General features: G+C 49.5%; 18 protein-coding genes and 1 riboswitch. Of the genes, 7 read left to right on the forward strand and 11 right to left on the reverse strand.

Annotation, left to right across the window (positions count from 1 at the left end):
• Positions 1-390 precede the first annotated feature (390 nt).
• Positions 391-2,376 (forward strand): acyltransferase family protein, encoded by a 1,986-nt coding sequence (locus tag ACXADP_RS02255; RefSeq protein ID WP_474970024.1) that lies wholly within the window; start codon positions 391-393, stop codon positions 2,374-2,376.
• Positions 2,377-2,432: 56 nt separating this feature from the next.
• Here ACXADP_RS02255 and ACXADP_RS02260 read toward each other — a convergent pair whose 3' ends face one another.
• Entirely contained in the window at positions 2,433-3,935 is a 1,503-nt protein-coding gene (locus ACXADP_RS02260) for an esterase/lipase family protein (protein WP_474970719.1), read from the reverse strand.
• Positions 3,936-4,159: 224 nt separating this feature from the next.
• Between ACXADP_RS02260 and ACXADP_RS02265 the strand changes: the two genes are divergently transcribed.
• Positions 4,160-4,537: a hypothetical protein gene (locus ACXADP_RS02265; protein ID WP_474970022.1), complete on the forward strand. Its 378-nt coding sequence runs from the start codon at positions 4,160-4,162 to the stop codon at positions 4,535-4,537.
• Positions 4,538-4,592: 55 nt separating this feature from the next.
• Here the strand turns inward: ACXADP_RS02265 and ymzB are convergent, their stop codons facing one another.
• Positions 4,593-4,940 (reverse strand): protein YmzB, encoded by a 348-nt coding sequence (ymzB, locus tag ACXADP_RS02270; protein WP_474970720.1) that lies wholly within the window; start codon positions 4,938-4,940, stop codon positions 4,593-4,595.
• 98 nt (positions 4,941-5,038) lie between these two features.
• On the opposite strand from ymzB, the gene ACXADP_RS02275 reads away from it, so the two are divergent.
• A complete protein-coding gene (locus ACXADP_RS02275) occupies positions 5,039-5,887 on the forward strand; it encodes a hypothetical protein (RefSeq protein WP_474970721.1) in 849 nt (282 codons plus the stop codon).
• On the forward strand, positions 5,884-6,582 hold the full coding sequence (locus ACXADP_RS02280; RefSeq protein WP_474970019.1) for an LPXTG cell wall anchor domain-containing protein: 699 nt from the start codon (positions 5,884-5,886) through the stop codon (positions 6,580-6,582). Before ACXADP_RS02275 ends, ACXADP_RS02280 begins: the two co-directional genes overlap by 4 nt.
• Before the next feature lie 38 nt (positions 6,583-6,620).
• On the opposite strand, the gene ACXADP_RS02285 is transcribed toward ACXADP_RS02280, so the two are convergent.
• Positions 6,621-8,072, reverse strand: coding sequence for a DASH family cryptochrome (locus ACXADP_RS02285; protein ID WP_474970722.1), 1,452 nt, complete (start codon positions 8,070-8,072; stop codon positions 6,621-6,623).
• 194 nt (positions 8,073-8,266) lie between these two features.
• Between ACXADP_RS02285 and ACXADP_RS02290 the strand changes: the two genes are divergently transcribed.
• Positions 8,267-9,193 carry a hypothetical protein gene (locus ACXADP_RS02290; RefSeq protein WP_474970723.1) on the forward strand — a complete coding sequence of 309 codons (927 nt, stop codon included), beginning with the start codon at positions 8,267-8,269 and terminating at the stop codon, positions 9,191-9,193.
• Positions 9,194-9,217: 24 nt separating this feature from the next.
• On the opposite strand, the gene ACXADP_RS02295 is transcribed toward ACXADP_RS02290, so the two are convergent.
• Entirely contained in the window at positions 9,218-9,403 is a 186-nt protein-coding gene (locus ACXADP_RS02295) for a hypothetical protein (RefSeq protein ID WP_474970016.1), read from the reverse strand.
• Between the two features lie 119 nt (positions 9,404-9,522).
• Between ACXADP_RS02295 and ACXADP_RS02300 the strand changes: the two genes are divergently transcribed.
• On the forward strand, positions 9,523-9,978 hold the full coding sequence (locus ACXADP_RS02300; protein ID WP_474970015.1) for a hypothetical protein: 456 nt from the start codon (positions 9,523-9,525) through the stop codon (positions 9,976-9,978).
• Positions 9,979-10,070: 92 nt separating this feature from the next.
• Here ACXADP_RS02300 and ACXADP_RS02305 read toward each other — a convergent pair whose 3' ends face one another.
• The 6 genes from ACXADP_RS02305 to ACXADP_RS02330 form a co-directional block, all read right to left on the reverse strand.
• A complete protein-coding gene (locus ACXADP_RS02305; protein ID WP_474970014.1) occupies positions 10,071-10,697 on the reverse strand; it encodes an NUDIX hydrolase in 627 nt (208 codons plus the stop codon).
• A 65-nt stretch (positions 10,698-10,762) separates the two neighbouring features.
• On the reverse strand, positions 10,763-12,688 hold the full coding sequence (locus ACXADP_RS02310; RefSeq protein WP_474970013.1) for an ABC transporter permease: 1,926 nt from the start codon (positions 12,686-12,688) through the stop codon (positions 10,763-10,765).
• Positions 12,678-13,439 carry an ABC transporter ATP-binding protein gene (locus ACXADP_RS02315; protein WP_474970724.1) on the reverse strand — a complete coding sequence of 254 codons (762 nt, stop codon included), beginning with the start codon at positions 13,437-13,439 and terminating at the stop codon, positions 12,678-12,680. The genes ACXADP_RS02310 and ACXADP_RS02315 overlap by 11 nt, the downstream gene beginning before the upstream one ends.
• A gap of 572 nt (positions 13,440-14,011) precedes the next feature.
• The gene (locus tag ACXADP_RS02320) at positions 14,012-15,310 is read right to left on the reverse strand and encodes a purine/pyrimidine permease (protein WP_474970725.1); all 1,299 of its coding nucleotides are present in this window, start codon (positions 15,308-15,310) and stop codon (positions 14,012-14,014) included.
• 40 nt (positions 15,311-15,350) lie between these two features.
• Entirely contained in the window at positions 15,351-16,385 is a 1,035-nt protein-coding gene (locus tag ACXADP_RS02325; RefSeq protein WP_474970726.1) for a sensor histidine kinase, read from the reverse strand.
• Positions 16,382-17,071 carry a response regulator gene (locus ACXADP_RS02330; protein WP_474970727.1) on the reverse strand — a complete coding sequence of 230 codons (690 nt, stop codon included), beginning with the start codon at positions 17,069-17,071 and terminating at the stop codon, positions 16,382-16,384. Before ACXADP_RS02330 ends, ACXADP_RS02325 begins: the two co-directional genes overlap by 4 nt.
• A gap of 212 nt (positions 17,072-17,283) precedes the next feature.
• On the opposite strand from ACXADP_RS02330, the gene ACXADP_RS02335 reads away from it, so the two are divergent.
• Positions 17,284-18,345: a branched-chain amino acid aminotransferase gene (locus ACXADP_RS02335; RefSeq protein WP_474970728.1), complete on the forward strand. Its 1,062-nt coding sequence runs from the start codon at positions 17,284-17,286 to the stop codon at positions 18,343-18,345.
• Positions 18,346-18,395: 50 nt separating this feature from the next.
• Here ACXADP_RS02335 and dapA read toward each other — a convergent pair whose 3' ends face one another.
• Positions 18,396-19,301, reverse strand: a complete 906-nt coding sequence (gene dapA / locus ACXADP_RS02340) for a 4-hydroxy-tetrahydrodipicolinate synthase (protein WP_474970729.1) — start codon at positions 19,299-19,301, stop codon at positions 18,396-18,398.
• A gap of 121 nt (positions 19,302-19,422) precedes the next feature.
• Positions 19,423-19,600, reverse strand: a riboswitch (Lysine riboswitch).
• Between the last annotated feature and the right edge of the window lie 234 nt (positions 19,601-19,834).

Genomic DNA, 19,834 nt, shown 5'->3' on the forward strand with positions numbered 1-19,834 from the left:
CAAATTTTCTCACAAGTATTCCAATTATTTTTATAAATGGTAGAGTTATAGATGATTAGGGAGACCGGAGGAGTGTAGGAAAAGACTGAGCCGTCAGGGAAGGTGCCCCGCTTCTGCTTGTGAGAAAAGATTAGATTCCCAAGGCTCCCTGAGGAAGCGGTCCGAAAGCGTACGGTCCGCGATTATATCCTTCTTGGCGGGGGGGATTGTCGTGGATGTCAAAGAACCTTGAATGAAACCTGCCAATAGAGCAGGCGATTAACCTCTGATTCCTTTTGTAAAAACTCTGCAAATCCAGTAAAAATCTCTCCTGATAGGTTCACAGTTCTGGTGGGGTCCGATAAGCTGAAGGGATACATAGGAGGAAGAGAGAAATGGAGATGGTGATGAGTGAATGATTTAAGGACCCCTGAGAAAAGATTCCGTCCGGAAATCGAAGGCGTGCGTGCGGTTGCCGCCTTCCTTGTGGCGGTGTACCATATATGGCTTGGATCGGTTTCCGGCGGTGTGGATGTATTCTTTATCGTTTCCGGTTACTTGATAACGACCTCCCTGCTTTCCAAAATGCTCAAGCAGGGAAATATCCATTTAGGAGAATACCTGCTGGGGCTCGGACGCCGGCTGTTCCCGGTGGCGTTTATCGTCGTGCTGTTCACCCTTGCCGGCTCCATCTGGATTCTTCCGCAGGCCCAGTGGAAGCAGATCATCTCTGAAGGATTCGCTTCGGTGTTTTATTTCCAGAACTGGCAGCTGGCCTTCAGTTCCGTTGATTACCTGGCTCAGAACAACCAGGCAAGCCCTTTTCAGCATTTCTGGGCATTATCTGTACAGGGACAGTTTTACATAACCTGGCCGATTGTCATCACGGCCGCGTATTTTCTTGCGCGGAAGGTTTTGAAAACGCCGGTCCGGAAAACACTGCTCGGTGTGCTGCTCACATTGTTCGTGCTATCTATTTCGTACTCTGTTTACAAAACGGCTGTAAACCAGCCGTGGGCCTACTTTGATACGTTTGCGCGTGCGTGGGAGTTCAGTCTCGGAGGCATCGTCGCATTGCTGCTGCCTTATGTGAAGCTGAACAGACATGTGTCTGTGATTCTTGGATGGACCGGCCTGGCCGTTATTTCGCTTACGGGTATTCTGCTTCCGGTATCTACTGTTTTTCCCGGGTGGGTCGCTCTTTTACCGGCCTCCGGCGTGATTTTTGTTATTATATCGGCTGAAAACAGCGGTGGCTTCGGTGTGGACCGTCTGTTAGGCTCCAAGCCTTTCCTCAAATTCGGAAGCATTTCCTACGGGTTTTATTTGTGGCACTGGCCGCTTTTGATTTTCTATTTTGCCTGGTTTGATACCGGTCAGGCATCGATATTCGCCGGGGCGGTCATTATAGCAGCTGCCCTTGTGCTTGCTTATGTAACGGTAACCTACATTGAAGCGCCTGTTCGTAACTTGAGCGTGAAAACGTCGAAGGTGAAAATCGGAAAAGCGCTCACCGCCTTGATTGTCCCTGTTCTTCTCGTCAATGGCGGATGGAATTTTTACGTGAGTCAGATGCAGGGAAAGGCTTATGAGGCGGGGGACTATCCAGGTGCTCAGGCCGTCTTCTATAACGTAGATGCGGAAGAACTGGATCCTTATCCATCGACTATTGAAGTGCAGGAGGAGCTGCCGGCCTTTTATGAGGACAGAGAATGCTTCATGTATACGAGTGAAGAAGGGATGAAAACTTGTTCAATGGGAGAAACGGAGAATCCCGACTATACGGTTGCCCTCGTCGGCGGATCCCACTCGGGACACTGGTTCCCGGCCCTCAGTGAACTGTCTGATGACCTGAATTTGAAAATCGAGCTTTACAATAAGGATGCCTGCCGGTTCTCCAACGATGATTTTGACGGATTGTTGAACGAAACATGTATGGACTGGAATGAAAAAGTGCTGCAGGATCTCCAGGAGGACCCGCCGGACCTTGTCTTTACAACATCCACCGTCAACAGTGGAACGACGGTGCCGGACGGCTATCTTGAACAGTGGAAGAAACTTGAAGGGACGACCCATATCATGGCTGTCCGTGATAATCCGCGGATGAAAGAGGATACGCCGCTCTGCATTGAGGAAAAGGGGTCAATCGAGGATTGCTCGGTTTCCAGAGATGAAGCTTTATCCGATGTCGTGCCATGGGAAAACACGGATGGGATCCCGGAGAATGTCACATTTGTGGATTTGTCGGATTACTTCTGCGGGGAAGAAGTGTGTGAGCCTGTCATTGGTAATGTGATTGTCTACCGCGACAAGCACCACTTGAGTACAGCTTACTCCAAAACCCTTGCGCCCGCATTGAAGGAGCCTTTAGAGGAAGCGCTGCAGAAACAATCCTGATAAAACGGCAGGAGAACGTCACATGTTCTCCTGCCGTTTTTATTTGTCCACCCGTTTTAAAAGTCCTCGCTGTATACTCTGCCGTTCTGGTCGATATAGACCGAGGAAATCATCGTCCGGGCGAACTTTTCTTTTGGGTAGGTTCCTTGTACTTCGATGGTCAGGCTGTACACACCTTCTCCGAGCTTCGGAAGCTGGTAGACACCGTCCGACTGCTTCTTCGCTTTCAGTTTTGTTTCTTTTTCCCGTCCGTTTTTATAGTGGGTGACGGTCATATCTGTCTTATATTTCAGGCGGGTATCTTTGTTTTTCACTTTCAGCTCGTCCACATTCATGAAGGCGCTGATTTTATCGTTCAACTCACTGTCAAAGGAGGTGTTGAGCAGATAGGATTCCCCGCCAGGGCTCCGGGCTTCCAGTTTCCATCTGCCTGCTGCGGGGTCATCGATTCTCAATGTGTGATGATAGGATCCTTCAAGCACCTCGGTTTCATCCTTCGCGGCTTTAAAGCCGCTGTAGGTTTTTTTATCAGGGGAGACAAGCTTCAAGTCAACATCCGGGCTGGAACTGATCCAGTCGAAGGTGACGGCGTCTGCTCCGGATTCTACAATAACGGTCTCCCGTGTGCGTCCTGTGTATTCGCCGCCTGAGACGTACTGGCCGGCCGCCGGCTCGGATTCTTCTGACACAGCGGCTGTTTCGAGTCCGAATGCCGCCAGCGGAGCGGTCTCATTCAAGTAAGGACGGAAAAGGGGAAACGTGGAGGAGCCTTCTTTAATGCTCGTGTGATCCCATTTTCCAACTTTCAATTCCTGGGCGTAAGGAAGGCGTGAGCTTTTCACTGTGACCGCCCCATCGTTGCTGCCGTAAGAGCTTAAGTACAAGCCTCCCCAGTACAGGGAGCTGCCGAAGCTGCCCCATTCCGTACCGCCGAACGTGTAAAACGGGACGGCATCGATTCCTGGTCTGCTGTCGGTGGTGGAGCGGAAATAGCTCATGTATCCAGTCTGCAGGGAATAGGTGGCTTCATTTTTACTGCCGATGATTCCCGCAAGCCATCCGGCCCAGCTGCTGTAAGCGAGATCGGCAAGCTGCGAGCCGTGGTGCGGGGAGGATAAGGTAATGACACGATCCACATAGGGAGACGCACTGTGATGAACAAGCGCCGCCTGTGTATCAATGCCGCCTTTGCTGTGAGCGACGATAACGACTTTTTCACCGAAATGATGATACATGTCTTCGATTTTTCCGGCCAGCAGCTCCCCGTTGTCCCACATATCTTTTGTTGGGTACAAATCGATAAAGGCTGTTTCGTAGCCGTTATCGAGAGCGGTGATATACATATCATTACTCTCGTACCACGTCTCTGATGAACTGTTGAGGCCGTGAATGAAAAGAATGGGGCGTTTCTCTTCTGTTACAGAGGCGGGCGTGTCTCCCACGTACCATTCCCCGGGATTCCCGGAGGCTCCATCTTTAATGGAGCCGGCGTGGCTGGTGATGGGAAAAAAGAAAAGCAGGAAAGCGCAGGTAAAGAGACCTTTGGTCAGCAGATCCATGTACATTCTCCTTCACAATTGAATTGAGGAGGTCATGAGGTTTGATCCAGGGGTGTCCACCATTTCTATCGTACGCAACCTGGAAAATCTGACAAGGTGCATTGGAAACAGGCAGAAAGTCCGGGAAGGGAAGGAGCGTCTGCATCAGGAGCGGAAGAAAACGAAAAGGTGTGATTTCTACTCCCTAAATCCCCCATGGTTTCATAGGATAGAGGAGGGGGGGAGTGGTTGAGGTGGCTGAGGCTGTTTCACGCGGGAATAATTTAATTTTCATGACGGAGCCGGGAGGTCAGACGGTTGAATCAGGGGCTACCGTGGATGTGACGAAAGATCTGCCCGGCGGCATTGATGTCCGCCCGTTCTACTCCATCCGGGTGGCCGGCGGCAACCGGGTGGTATCGGAAGGGCCTGTCACGTTCAAATTGATTGTGAAAGTGGAAGGTGTGAATTTCCTCCTGCTGGATTCTTTCCGGGTCATTCCGGGACAGCAGTTTACAAGGGTTTTTAATGTACCTGGGACGGGACTGACGATAAAAACAGAGGCTGATGGAGGAACGGGGCTGAATGCCGTGGATGTTGTGGTGTTCGGATATAAATTTTGACGGCAGGGATTTTCCCTGTTTTTATTTTTGTAAAAAGGCCCCGCTGCCGAGGCCGTTATTTTTTCTGAATGATATAGGTTGCCCGGTCCGTCGTGACAATAAAGCCCTCCGGACTGTATAGGTACTGCGTCGTATCCTGCAGAGGAATTTCGTAATAGGGTGCTGGGAGCGGCTCCATCTGCTGAGGGCCGATTTCCGCTTCGCCATCTCCATATAAAAACAGGGAATGCATAGGCAGGTATTCATCCAGACGTGCAGCATCCGTCCCGTAAGCGATGTAATCCAGATGCATCTCTGTTGTATCCTTATCGTTCAGTTCCAGTTTCGTAATGACAATATCGGCACCGCTCCATCGCTGGAAGCGTTCGTTGAAATGTTCAATCGTTAATGGTTGTCCATCCATGATGAGATCCCTCCTGACTTTATCGTCTCCAAAGGAAACCCGCTCTACGCTGTTAAATAGTGGTCGCGGGGGGAATGGAAGGGGGAGGAGGGAAATCGATGGCCGATGATTTAAAAGAAGCCCGCCAGCTGCTCAGCAGGGCGGTTGATATTCAAAGCAGACTGGGACGTTCAGATGTCCGTAACGAGCTCATCCACCGGTCGGTGCCTGTCTTATGGCTCGGGGAGAGGCGGGATCATCCGATCGTCACCATTGGGACAAACCCGACGTCCCGATATGTTTTGAACGACCAGGCTGAATGGCAGACGACGGCGCAGTCATTTGACAAGGAAAGTGCAGATCTACTCGCATCTTTTCAAGAAGATGATGACCGGCAGACAGCCGTCATCAGGAAATATGAGGATTATTTTAAGGGGGAAGAGGCGTATACCCGATGGTTTGGCAGAAAGGGTGGAGCGAAGCTTGAGGGGTTTATGAACGGGATGGGAGCTTCTTTTTATCAAAACGAGCCCCCTCTTGTTCATGTCGATGCTTTTCCTTTTCCGACGCTCCAGTTTATGGGTAAAATAAAAAAGAAAGAGAAGCTGCTGCGTCTTCCTGAAGTAACGGCAATGCTTGAAGAAACGCTGCATTATTTACAACCTTCCCTTATCCTGCTGCTTGGCAGAGAACACAGGAGAAGGTTTACAGATGTCTATGATGTGTCCTACGATTCATCCATGAACGTAGAAGGATTCCCTTCTGCCCGGTTTCATTTCGGTACATCCCCCACCCTTGATGTACCTGTCATCGGCCTCGATTTCAAGCCGTCCGAGCCGTTTCTGGGCCTAGGCAGCCGTGTGGATGATCGTGGGGCACATCACGGGCGGTATGGAAAACGGGAAAGTCAGAGGGATATCGGTGCATATATTCGAGAGTGTTTTTTGAAAAGGGGAGAAGGAGTATGAGAATGAGACTGGGAGTGCTGTTTCTGTTCAGTCTGGTTGTAATAAGCGGCTGTGTGCAAGGCGATGTGAAGCTGACCGTCAACAAAGATAAAAGCGGTGAGGCACAGGTGCAGATTGGTGTGAACGAGGAAGAGGCGGGTCTGTTCATGGAGCGGATGCAGGGTGTGATTGATGAAGCGGAACAGGACCTCGAATCCCGCGGCTATCAGGTGGAACCTTACGAAGAAGATGGCTACACCGGGTTTACCGCCGGAAAGGCTTTTGAAAACGTCGAGGAAATCCAGGTTCCGGATCAGCTGGAACAACCGGCAGCCGCTGGAATCGGGGATGTGATGGAAGGTCTACCCGTAGAATGGTCGGAGGAGCCCGGGTGGTTTACGACTACATATCAGGTGGAAGGTGAAATAAATCTTGAAAACAGCGGAATCATGGGCGGGATGCAGCAGATGGTTTCGGATCAGCTGGATCTGACGTTCACACTCGACCTTCCGATCGCACCGAAAGACCACAACGCCGACCGGACAGACGGAAATGAACTGCAGTGGGATATTCAGACTGCCGGTACAACGAATATGATGGTGGAACTCGCCGTCCCTAACATTCGGAACATCATCATTACCGCTGTCGCAGGTCTCCTGATTATTGGATCCCTCCTCTTTTATCTACGGAAAAAACGGAAAACGAGGCAGGACTGAAAAAAGCCGCCGGACATGAGGATGTCCGCGGCTTTTCTCTATTTTGTCCCTTCTTCAAAAGCGGTCTTCATCTCCCGCATCGATTCGTACAAGTCGATGATCGGAAACGGATAATTTTCTCCGAGCTGAACCCCGTACTGTTCCTGTTCAATCATTCCCATTGCCCTCGGCTTGAAAATCCAAGGTACGGGCAGTTCACGAAGCTCAGGGACCCACCAGCGCAGGTAATCGCCATCAGGATCATAATCCTCCGCCTGTTTTTCCACGTTAAAAACCCGGAAGGAAACAGCATCATTTCCGACTCCCGCGATATACAGCCAGTTGCCGTAGTTGCTGCTTACGTCATAATCGACGAGTTGTGATTCAAACCAGGCGGCCCCGATCCGCCAGTCCAGACCGAGGTTCTTTGTAAAAAAGCTCGCCACATTCTGGCGTGCCCGGTTGGACATGAAACCGGTCTGTTTTAATTCCCGCATGCCCGCATCTACGAGCGGATAGCCCGTGCGGCCGTCCATCCACGCCTGCAAATGCTCCTCGTTTGTTTTCCAGGGGATCTCCAAACCATTCAGCCCTGTCCTGTAGAAGAGACGATCGCCGTATTTGCGGTGAACGAGGTGGAAGTAGTCCCGCCAGAGCAGTTCGAAATATAGCATATAGGTCGACTTGTTTTTCGTATGGTTTTTTTCATAGTGCTGGATCTGCTCATACACGACCCGCGGGGACAAATTGCCGTTCGCCAGATATGGAGAAAATTTAGAGGAATCGTCTTCTAGAAGCATCCCGTTTCTCGTTTCCTTATAAACCCGGAGGCGGTCCTTAGTAAAGATGTAGTCCCGGAGCCGTTGTTTAGCCGCTGTCGATCCGCCATGGTAACGCGGCTCTTTCCACTCGTTCTCCAGGCCTGAGGCAGCTACGTCCGGAATCTTCCCTTCCTCTATCCTATTTGGAAGCTCCACTTTCACAGCTGCTTGAGGTGGAGCGATCGCTCTAGGCGGCGTCACCCCATTTTTTTCGATTCTTTTTCTGAACTGGGAAAACGTATCCGGCACATCCCGGGTGGAAAACGGCAGGTCTTCCGGCGGAAACAGGTTATGTCCGTGATCGACGTAAAAAGGTACGCCGGGCAGAGCCTTTCGAACTCCTCTTTCGGTCTGCTGCTCTTCCGTTGCGATTTCTTCATGAAGGTACACACCGTTAATAGTCAAATCATCGGAAAGCTCGAGGAAAGCTTCTGCTGGGTCCTTGTACCTAATCAATAGGGGGACGTTCAGTTCAGCGAGATTCGTCCGCAGATCCTCCAGACTCTCCTGGATAAATTGTGCCCGGTGACGCCCGGTTTTTTTAAAACCATAGGAAAGGTCTCTGTATTCATATGGATCGAAAATATAAAGTGCGATGACCGGATGCCCTGCTGTGACAGCTCTAGTCAAGGGTTTATGGTCGTGGACACGCAGGTCATTCCGGAACCAGACAATCGAATAGGTGCTCATCGTCATTCTCTCCCTTTTTCTCCTAGTGTACCCTGTGGAGGACGCTTGTTCACACTTTTCATCGGTTGGATGTGTCTTTATTCGACAACATCGGGTATAGTTAAAATAGACCATTCAACGAAAGAGTACATCATCTATATTTTGTTGTGTACGGCCTGGGAGGGTAGCGGACACACGATAGGGGAGAGGAAGAAATGGAGCGTTTTCGTAAAAAATGGATGCAGAAGTCTGCAGTAATATTGACGGCGTTCACTTTGTTCACAGCAGGAGCATCGGCTGCAATTCCTCATCAGGTAGAGGCGAAAAGCTGGAAACAGGAAGTTCATACAGAGGAAGGAAAATACCCGGATCTCATCGTATACGGAGTCTACAAGGATTTGAAGCAGGAGACCCGGGGCCCACTCTCGTATAAAGAAACCAAAGCTTCTATCGATAAGATGAGCAAATCGGAAGTTATGGACCATTATCTGGATCGAAATAACCGCAGGGTCACGCCTTATACATTGATGAGAGTAGTGGATGCTGTGTACGGCATAGATCTTCAGGCTATATCTGATCTGGGGGTTGGAAAGCAGACAGCCACCTATTCAGATGATGTCCTGGACCGCATCAGGAAAACGGCATCCCCTTGGGAACTGAGCGATGAGCGGATTGCGAAGCTTTCGAAAGTCCGCGTGATGCAGTTGTACTGGCTGTCATTTGAAGAAAGACTGACGGCCGAGGAACGGTATACGATGATCAATGAAATCTTTGGAGTGAATTTAGTAGGCATTGCAGGATTGGAAGGAACGGGAGTTGCCCTTTTCTCAAAAAATCAGTGGATTTCGCAGTATGATACGGACTTATTCATTGTAGAGACCGGCAGTGATGATGTGGATGTGTGGGTATATCCGACAGAGTATTTCAAGCAGCAGACGGGCCTTGAAGAAAATCCAGAGGAATTGAACAATCGTTTGACCAAGCTGGGCTTCTCCTATAGTGAAGAAAAAGGCGCCTTTTATTACGCTGATCCGAACGGTGAATCGGTTCCGGATGCTTTCAAGGGACAGACGCTTGGAACCATCATTGGATTCATCCAGGAAAAGTATAAAGATCTTTTAGAAACAGAAAACGCTGCGTGAGACCGCAGCGTTTTTTTGTATGCTTTATTCCAGGTTCCACAACTTTTGCTGCACAGGATCGTCAGGATCAATGAAGATCGTACCATGCTCGTCAGGCTTCAGGCGTGTTTCGTAGAGGCCTTTTCCGGTTAATGCCTTCAATGTTTCGCTCTGTCTTTTTTCAACAGCCCGCAGGCGTTCGATTTGCATCCACATCTCTTCTTCTGTCACATCATCGCCTCCTGTTCCTTTATGGTAACATCAGATTTCACTCTATGTTTTTCTAACCCTATGATGGTAAAAATGGAAATTCAAATGTTATCCTGATTATGGAAAAGGAGGAGGAGCTTTTGAAAAACATAATTCGATGGCTGGCAGCGCCGATAGCTGTTCTCATGATCTTTGGTATTCAGCTGACGCTTGAATATAGTTCTTATCACGTTCCGTTTGGTGTAGGGATGGAGGGGGAAACCGTTGAAAAATATAATTGGAGGGGGGAGGTTGTTGAAACAGCCCCGCTTCCATCTGAGAATGTTTCCCACAACGGCACTCTTATTGTTGAAATGGAATTGAAAGAGGCGTTTGGACTTCTCATTTCGATTATCGCAGCTTTTCCATTATTCCTGCTGATGGATGTTGTTCTTAAACGTCTTGGTATTCAGAGTACCGGGTTATTGCCGAAGAGGTGGGAGAATGTAATCAAATGGGGATCGATCGCCTTTCTATTCGTTCTGTTGATGTTTACGTTCTTTATGTTCCAGGAGGCTGTTGAAGAAGGGCGGTCCTTTTTTGATGCTTTACCATAATACATAAGACCTGTGCAGCCAGCTTTTAACCCTATATCTAAAGCCTGTCCTGTGATCAAACCTTGATCACAGGACAGGCTTTTCTTTTGAATTTACTGTTTCTTTTTCAACACGTCAACAAAGTGGGCGAGGATTCTTGCGGTCATTCCCCAGATCACCTTGTCTCCATATTGATAAAAATATTCTTCCATCTGACGCGTGCGCCAATTGTAATTTTCACCACCCGGGATGAGCTCGTAGGGGAAGTTTTCCGCCGGCTGGGCCTCGAAATGGACGTAGTGGATTTCCGGATCCTGGTCCATAAAGAAGGAAAGCGGAACGGTAAAGAGCTCCTTCACTTCATCCGGATTCTTTTCAAAGGCACTTTCGTCGGTATTCAAGTACCCTGCAAAAGCGTAGACGATCATTCCGAACGGGGAGACGAGATAGTCGAGCGGATGGACGTCGGACAGTTGTCCGCGGCGGATGCCTAATTCTTCCTCCGTTTCCCGGATGGCGGCCTGACGTGCAGAAGAATCATCTGGATCGATTTTTCCGCCTGGGAAACAGATCTCTCCGGGCTGGCGCCTTAGTGTATTGGCCCGTACCTCGAACAGAACGTGGATGTCTCCATCCTTTTCCATGAGCGGCAGAAGGACAGAGAATTTACGGAACTGTTCGTGACCGAGCACAGAAGGCTGGTGTTGTTTCATTTGATCGAGTATATGTTTCGAATTCATCGTTTCACCTCATGCCTTTACTATACCAGACCGCACCGTCCGGGAGGAAAAGAGCCGCTCGACAATTACAGCGCTTCTTTGATCACCTTTTTGTAATATAAGACAGAAAGGAGACCGAAGATGGAATATAAAGCTGTGTAGACGCCCATCACCATCAGCATCGGTGTCCAGATTTCATTACCGAAAAAGAACCATCCGGACTTCACGGCGAAGTAGCTGTGCAGCAGACCGATCAAGAGCGGCACCCCGAAGTTGAAGAGCTGTTTGCCTTGAATGCCGCGCAGAAGATCGCCCCTTGTAAAGCCGAGCTTCCGCAGTACCGTATAGCTTTCCTTTTCGTCTTCCCCTTCATCCATCTGTTTGAAGTAGAGGATGCAGCCGGAGGTGATGAGAAAGGTGAGTCCTAAAAAGGCGACGATAAACATGACGGCCCCCATGTTCTGTTTCTGGGAGGTTTCCACGTACCATTGGGACCGGTGCTCGAAACTTTCTGTTAAACCGGCTTCCTCAAACAATTGAAAAGCTGCTTCATTCCTGCTGTCATCCTCCAGATTAATCCCGGTATAAATAGAAGGTTCCAGCTGCTCTTTCATGTTCATAAACTGTTCCTCGGACACGACGCCGATCGGCAGACCGCCGGCGGTATAATAGGAGGAAATCACATAGTCTTCCCGCAGTCCTTGATAGGAAAGATCCACGGCGTCATTCTCAGACAGCCATTCCACTTTTCCATCGCCCTTTAAGGAAATATAGGACTGCATAATATCGTTGTAGCCGGTCATGATCATGCTTCCTCTTTCCAAGTCGAGCTCAGGCACGGCGGTTTCACTGATGACAGGAATGGTTGTATTTTCTGCGTTGAAATTCATATCCTCGAGGTCCACATCCAGAATATCCTCCACATTGAATTTCGCCTGCAGCACCTCCACCTGTCTGTAGGAATGGTCAAAACCTTCTTCCTCCAATGTATCGGAAAAGGCCATCGCTTTTTCTTCGTTGGTGATGGCAAAATCATCAGGAGCATTATTTTCCGCAAGGCTTTCCGCTGAGTACAGTGAAATATAGCTCAGTGCCAGCAGTCCGATAGCAAGGGCGGAAACGGTCGTAATCACGGTGAGCAGGAAGGCATTGGATTTCATCCGGAACATCATCGAAGACAGCGAAAGCACTTCGTTGATGTTCATATAGCCGGCTTTCCGTTTTCTAAGCAGGTTGCTGACAAAGCGCACAGAACCCTTGTAGAAAAAGTAGGTGCCGATGATCGTGGATGCCAGAATGAACGTCATGGCGATAAACAGCCCGTTGATCGAGGTAATATCCCCTTCAAACAGCTGTGTGGACACATAATAGCCCGAAGCAATCATTCCTATGCCGAGCACTCCCATGATGTGTTCCCACACGGAGAGTTTTTTCACTTTACCCTGCGTGCTCGAGGTAACACGGAAAAGGGAGAGGATGGACTGCTTCCGAATAAAGATGTACATCGTCGCCATAATGAGCAGGAAGATGCCCGCAAATACGATCACCGTCTGGGCAAGGGCCGCCATGGAGAAGTGCAGGTCGGCCACTTCATCAACATTGACAATCTTAAAAAAGCCCATGAGAATCAGCTTGGAAATCGCAAACCCGATAAAAATGCCGGCCGCCATCGATCCGAAGTAGATAATTAGATTCTCTACCACCAACAGCCGGAAAATCCGGTTTTTCGTCATGCCGATCAGCTGGAACAGTCCGATTTCCTGACTGCGCCTTTTCACGAATAAAGCATTGGCATAAAGGAGGAAAACGGCCACGATGGCAATCAATAGAACCGAAGCGACCATCAATCCTGCACTTCCTTTCACAGATCCGTCCTGACTCATCGCCGGGTCGTACTGAAGGGTCACGAAGGAAAAGTAAAGGGCGACGGAAAAGACGAGGGCGAAAACGTATAAGTAATAGTTCTTGATATTCTTTTTCAAATTTCGGAGGATCAGCTGATTAATGCTCATAGCTTACACCACCCAATACACCCTGGGTTTTCATGATGTCCTTCAAAAATGCCTCCCGCGTCTGTCCACCTTTATTCAACTGGGTGTAGATCTGCCCGTCGCGGATGAAGATGACGCGGCTGCTGTAGCTCGCAGCTACCGGGTCGTGCGTGACCATCGCTATGGTGGCTTCCCGTGTGTCATTCAGGCCGCTCAATTTGCCCAGCAGATCGGATGCGGACTTGGAATCCAATGCCCCTGTCGGCTCATCGGCAAAAATGATGCTCGGTTCATGGATGAAGGCCCGCGCCGCTGAAGTCCGCTGCTTCTGTCCACCTGATATTTCGTTCGGGTACTTGTTTTGGACATCCTCGATGCCAAGTTCTTCGGCAAGCGCGTTGAATTTCCGCTGCGCCTCTTTACGATCCGTTTTCGAAATGGAAAGCGGAAGCAGAATGTTTTCCTTCACCGTCAGTGTGTCCAACAGGTTGTATTCCTGAAAAATGAACCCGAGATGATGCTTTCTGAACTCTGCCAGCTGTTTGTCCTTTTGTCCGGTAATTTCCTGCCCGTTGATCACGATCGATCCGTGACTGACCCGGTCAATAGAAGAGAGGACGTTCAACAAGGTCGTTTTCCCGGAACCCGATGCGCCCATGATGGTGACAAACTCCCCTTTATCAATCGTGACATCGATGCCTTCCAGAACGTGCTGCTTCATAAATTTGTTTCCATAGCTCTTATGGATTTTTCTTGCTTCTAATAAACTCATTCATTCAACCTCCTTTTTCATCTGACTTCATTGTACGTTTACCGGGGACGTGTTTCCTTCGATTCAGCTAACAAAAGAGGGGGTGGAAGTGACACTTTTGTCACATGGCTTTCATTTAATAAGAGCTCTCGTGATAGGTTTTGAAAACGCAGACCAGGGTTCACCTTAGAAGCTTAAATAAGGTTCAAGTCACGTTCGTACGTCGACTTTGGAGGTGCAGAATAACTCAGGGTTTTACATGAATGGTCCTTTTGTTTCGTTAAAAAGTACCCCCTGGGGTTATGAACAAAGTCTATAATCCCAATGATACCTGCTGTAATGAGTAATAGAGCCAAAGTGATGAAAATCATCCGGGTGATCTTGTATGACCATTGTTCCGATTTGAAATCTCTTATCCCTTGTAAAGGGAAAAAGAGTAAACACAACCCGGACAAGAGTGTGAAAATAAACATGAACGATCCGCTCCTTATTCATGTGGCTGCTAGTCTATACGATGCGGCTCTTCTATACGTTTCACGAGGAGGAGGATCCATAAAATAGTATCCTTCTACCATCAGGTAGAAGGATAGCGGTTAGTTCTTAGGACGCCACAGCTGTTCCATGGCAATGACAAGGGCGGTGCCGACGAGCAGACCGTTGCTCATTAAGTTCTGCACAAGCGCAGGCATCGCAGAAAACACTTCCGCCGGAAGAAACATCGTCCCCATCCCGAAAAGGTAGGCAATGCCGACGATGGTGATTTTTCTGGAGTCCAGAGGCTCCAGCGTGAAGTTGTTAATCGCGATTCCCACAAGCTGGACGAATGTTGCCATGAGGGCCGCATTGGCAACCGAGGAGGGGATGCTTGAAATCACCCGTGTCACCGGCGGAAAAAAGGCTGTAAACAACAGCAGGATGGCAGCGTAGATGAACGGGTTTTTCCGCTTCTGCCCGGTAATGGCGATAAAACCTGCGGACGTAGCTCCCGGGACGTTGGCGACGGTTGCCATGCCGCCGGCAATCATCGTATTGATTCCGGAAAACATCGTTCCTCTGTCGACCTGGACGCCGTTATTTTCTTTACCTTCTCCTACTGTCTGTTTCACTGCTGTAATGGAGGCTACGATATTCGAAATCGAAATGACAGCCGTAATGAACGCCATCGGCAGCAGGCTCCACTCCAGCGTTGGTAGACCGAAAGCGAATAGCTCGGGAACTGAAAATACCGGCATCTCCGCTTCCGTCATCTGCCCGCCGAGAATCAGCCGGTGAATGACCCAGCCGATCACAATGCCGATGAAAACGGCATAGCTGCTCAGCCATCCTCTGGCAAACGTCGATAATCCGAGCACAATAAAGAACGTCAGAAAGGCAAGGACTGCGGTCGTTCCCTGGATTGTTCCACTGTCTCCCTGCAGCCCGAGCATCCCTTTCAGCAGCGTTCCACTCAGTTGTACGGTCAAGAACAGGAAGAATGCCCCTGTCACAAGAGGAGTGAAGATGGGCAGGATTTTCTGCGACACTTTAAACGCCCCAAACAGGAACAAAAAACCGCCTGTCATGATCATCGTCATCTCCAGCGCCTGAAGTGTTCCTGTATAACTGCCGCCTGCTTCTGCACCGGTCATGGCCATAACGGTAAAGATACTGACCCAGATGCCTGCGGGAATTTCCATGATCGGCAGACGGTGGCCGAAAAGCCCTTGAAGCATGGAAGCGATCCCAACGGTAAAGAAGGTCCGCTGGATCAATCCGGCGGTTTCTATGTAGTCTAATTGATAAATCGATCCGATCACAATCGGCAGCGCAACCGCATTAGCAAGCAGAAAGACGAACCATTGGATGGTTTCAAGCAGGTTGGCTGCCGGACTGGTTTGATTCAATGTTAACACTCCCTCAAAAAAACAGTGGTAAAGAATAACTATGAGTGTATCACTTTCTATCCTGTTGTGGGGGACGATCCGGGCGGTTCCTGATCTTGGTGAACGTATTCGGTTCCGGGAACCAAAGCGTGAACGTGGATCCCAGGCCGGGTTCCGATTGAACATCCAGTTCAATGTTCAACGGGCGGCGGATGCGGTCAACGAGGTAAAGGCCCATCCCCGATGCTGCTTCAGTTTGGTGAGCGGTTGTTGACGTGAACCCTTTTTCGAAAATGCGTGGACTGTCCTGTGCTGCTATGCCCCGCCCTTGATCAGCAACCGTAAGAAAAGATCGGCCACTCTTTCTGCCGCTTGTTACCGTAATGTCTGAGGAAGGGCTGTATTTAATGGCGTTCGATAGCAATTGACGGATCATAAAGGAGAGCCATTTCGCATCGGTCAGAACAGATTTCTGATCCAGCTCAAGGTCAAAGCCGATGCCTTTCTGCATGCACCACGATTTCAAGGTTTTAATTTCACTGAACAATAAAGGCTCGAGCGCGGTTTCTTCTATGTATAAGTCATTTTCAATAAAAGGGATCCGCTTCCGGTGCAGCTGCTGGTCGAGCAGAAGATGGATCCGCATCCATTCATAGGTCAGACGCGAGCGCAGCGGGTAGTCTTCAATCCCTTCGATCATCAGCTTCATCGCAGTCATCGGCGTTTTCACTTCATGGATCCATCCGAGCAGGTCATCTTTTTCCTCCTGCAGAAGATCCTGATGATGGGCAGCTTCCTTTTTCAATCGTTCCAGCTGCTCCCGGATGCTCGTTTCAATGACGGACTCCAAGGGACTCTCAGCTTCAGGAATCGTGGTCAGATCAAGGTCATTGTCCCGCTCCGCCAACTGCTTGTAAAACCGGGTCTCCTTCTGGAAACGGAGGAGCAGAAACACGCTGAAAATGATCAGCGATAAAAATATGTAATACGTAACGGCACGGAATGGGAGGGACGAGTCGAGGTATCCAATAAGGAGGGCAAGCAATTGAAGGGACATGAACAGCAGAATCCAGCTCAGCTTTTCCCGCATATAGGTGAAAATCATGAGCCTGCCTCGTCTCTGGCTGTATACCCTTGCCCGACTTTTGTTTCGATGACGTGTTCCAGACCGATCTCATTCAGCCGTCTGCGCAGCCGGTTCACATTGACTGTGAGTGTATTGTCACTCACGAATCGTTCATCCTCCCACAGCTTTTGAATGATTTCCTCACGGGAGACCACTTTGTTCTTTTTTTCGAGCAGCTGCTTTAAAATGAAGCTTTCATTTTTTGTTAAATCAATGGACGTATCGTTTGCCGTCACCCGGCCCCGCTCAAAGTCCACCGTTGCGCCAAACCACGTCTGCAGTTCAGAGGCGTGGGTGTTGTAGTTGTAGACACGTCGGAGAATGGCCTGGATTTTAGCGATCAATACTTCAAAGTGGAACGGTTTCTGTACAAAATCATCGGCTCCAAGATTCATCGACATGACCATATCCGTCGGGTGATCCCTGGAGGAAAGAAAGATGATGGGGACGTTGGAATGCTCCCGGATCATCCGGCACCAGTGGAAGCCATCGAACTTCGGGAGCTGGATATCGATGATCACAAGCTGCGGTTCAACGGACGTGAATACTTCCATCACCCGGCTGAAATCCTGCACCCCGTGAACCGCATACGACCACTGTGACAGCCTTTCCTGCATTTCCTGAAACAATGTCCGGTCATCTTCAATCAACAGTACATCAAACACATCGATCCCTCCGTTTTTCCGTTATTTACCTTTTGCTATTATAGCAGACAAGCGAGGGATTCCCTATTGTACTTTTGTAACGCGTGACCGCGGTGAATTTTTTGAACATTTCAGCATCTTCCTCTTTCATTTGTTTGAAGGAGGGCGTACAATGAGTACTAATATTTCCGCCTGTGATGGCAGGTGAAACCAATCGAAAAGGAGTCTTATCTATGTCCCTACCAATCGTCGAAGCCGCCTATAAAAAGGAGAAACCCGAAACGGAGCAGATTCCTTTTGGAAGAACGTTCACGGATCATATGTTTGTAATGGATTATGAAGAAGGGAAGGGCTGGCACGAGCCCCGCATCGTTCCTTACGAGCCGCTGACGCTTGATCCGGCCGCCATGATCTTCCATTACGGGCAGACTGTATTTGAAGGATTGAAAGCCTACCGGACAGACGACGGACGTGTCCTGCTGTTCCGTCCGGAAAAGAACTTTGAGCGCCTGAACCTATCCGGTGACCGTCTCAGCATCCCACCTGTCGATGAAGCCGAGGTACTGGGCTACTTGAAGGAGCTTGTCGCTCTGGAAAAGGACTGGGTACCGGAATTTGAGGGAACTTCGCTATACATCCGTCCGTTCATCATCGCTACGGAACCGAGCCTCGCTGTTGCTCCGTCCAAATCGTATAAGCTCATGATCATCATGTCACCGGTCGGTCCGTACTTCTCCGGAGGAATCAAGCCGGTTACCATTAATGTGGAAGACCAGTTCACAAGAGCCGTCAAAGGCGGAACCGGAATGGCTAAAACCGCCGGTAACTATTCGTCCGGCTATCAGGCCCAGGCGAAGGCAGCGAAGGAAGGCAATGCTGACGTCCTTTGGCTGGATGGTGTGGAAAAGCGCTACATTGAAGAAGTCGGCAGCATGAACATCTTCTTTAAAATCGATGGGGAAATTGTGACCCCTGCTTTGAGCGGAAGCATTCTGCAGGGGATTACACGAACATCAATCATTGAAGTACTGAAAGAATGGGACATTCCAGTGACCGAACGCCGCATCTCTATTGAAGAGTTGTATGAAGCGTATGAACAGGGAAAACTGGAGGAAGCGTTCGGAACTGGAACTGCGGCCGTCATTTCTCCCGTCGGTGAGTTGAACTGGCTTGGGAAGAAAATGGTGATCAACGACCACGAAATCGGTGCGCTCTCCCAGGAGCTGTATGATACGATTACAGGCATTCAGCGTGGAAGAAAAGAAGACAGCTTCGGTTGGACCATCGAAGTATAAGAAAGCAGAAAAAGGCTGCCGGGAACATGTTCCCGGCAGCCTTTTTTCTGTCAACCGACCATATGGGCTTTTGGTGCTTCTTTAGGCTGAAGACTGTTGTAGGTCTCCATGACGCGGGCGGTCTCTTCTTCCGTTAAGGGAAGGAGCGGGAGGCGGACGCCTCCGGTATGAACGCCCATTTCATTCAACACCGCCTTGACCGGGGAGGGACTCGGCGCTGAGAAAACAGCGTGCATGACAGGGAGAAGCTTTTGATGAAGACGCGCGGCAAATGGGGCGTCTCCTTCTCTGAAACTCTGAATCATCTGCTGCATCTCATTCCCGATGATATGGGAGGAGACGGAGACGATGCCGGTTCCTCCGATGGCGACAAACGGAAGGGTGTTGGAATCTTCCCCGCTGTATACCGAAAAGTCACGGTCTGTTTCACGGATGATTTCCGCCGCGGCTTCCAGGTCACCGCTCGCTTCTTTTACGGAAACGATGTTGTCAATTTCAGAAAGGCGGATAATCGTTTCCGGTTCCATGTTGACGACACTGCGTCCCGGAATGTTGTACAGCATGACCGGAAGGGAAGTGGCTGCGGCAATTTTTGAGAAGTGCTGGTACAGTCCTTCCTGTGTCGGCTTGTTGTAATAAGGAGCCACAAGCATGATGGCATCCACGCCTGTCTGTTCGGCTTTTTTCGTCAATTCAATGGATGCGCGGGTGTTATTGGATCCTGTACCGGCGATGACCGGGACGCGGCCGTTTACAACTTCTACCACGTGTTCAAACAGCTGGAGTTTTTCATCCGTTGTCAGTGTCGGGGATTCACCGGTCGTCCCACCGACAACCAGGCCGTCACTGCCGTTCTCGATCAAGTGGTTGACTAAAGCTCCCGTTGCTTCCAGGTCCATATTCTCGTCGTTGTCAAAAGGGGTCACCATCGCTGTCAGTACTTGCCCGAAGTTCATTAACCTCACACCTTTTCTTGTATTTTGTACGTTCGAGGTCGTGAGGGCCATACGGCAGTAAAATCAAAAACGACAGCATCAAGGGCTTCGATGCTGCCGTAGAAACTTTTATACCGTTCCTGCGTAAGATAGCCCTCCATATAGTTTCCTATATGACAGTTCTGTGCCTGTTGAGCATCAGACCCAGCTTCAGGACCATGAGAGTCCGTACACTTCGGCAATTTCCCCTTTCCGCATGCCTCCATGGATCTCATTCTCCTCCACATGCGTACTCTTGTCATTGCACCTCTATCCTTACTTCAAATGAAATTTGAAATAAGAAACTATTTAGTTAATAAAAATAGTACCAAAATTAACGCCTGCTTACAACAGGGAAGTGCTAAAATCATGCTATTCGACAAAAATGGTCGCCAGGCACCGATGTCCGACTCATCTTTTTTATAAAGCTCTGTTAAAGTCTGTTGTTGATATTTTAAACGATTACTAAATCGTCTCCGTCTGGAATTAAGGGTCCGGTCCGTTGTTTACTCAGA

It is taken from the genome of Halobacillus sp. AWH4_228 (genome assembly GCF_056158365.1).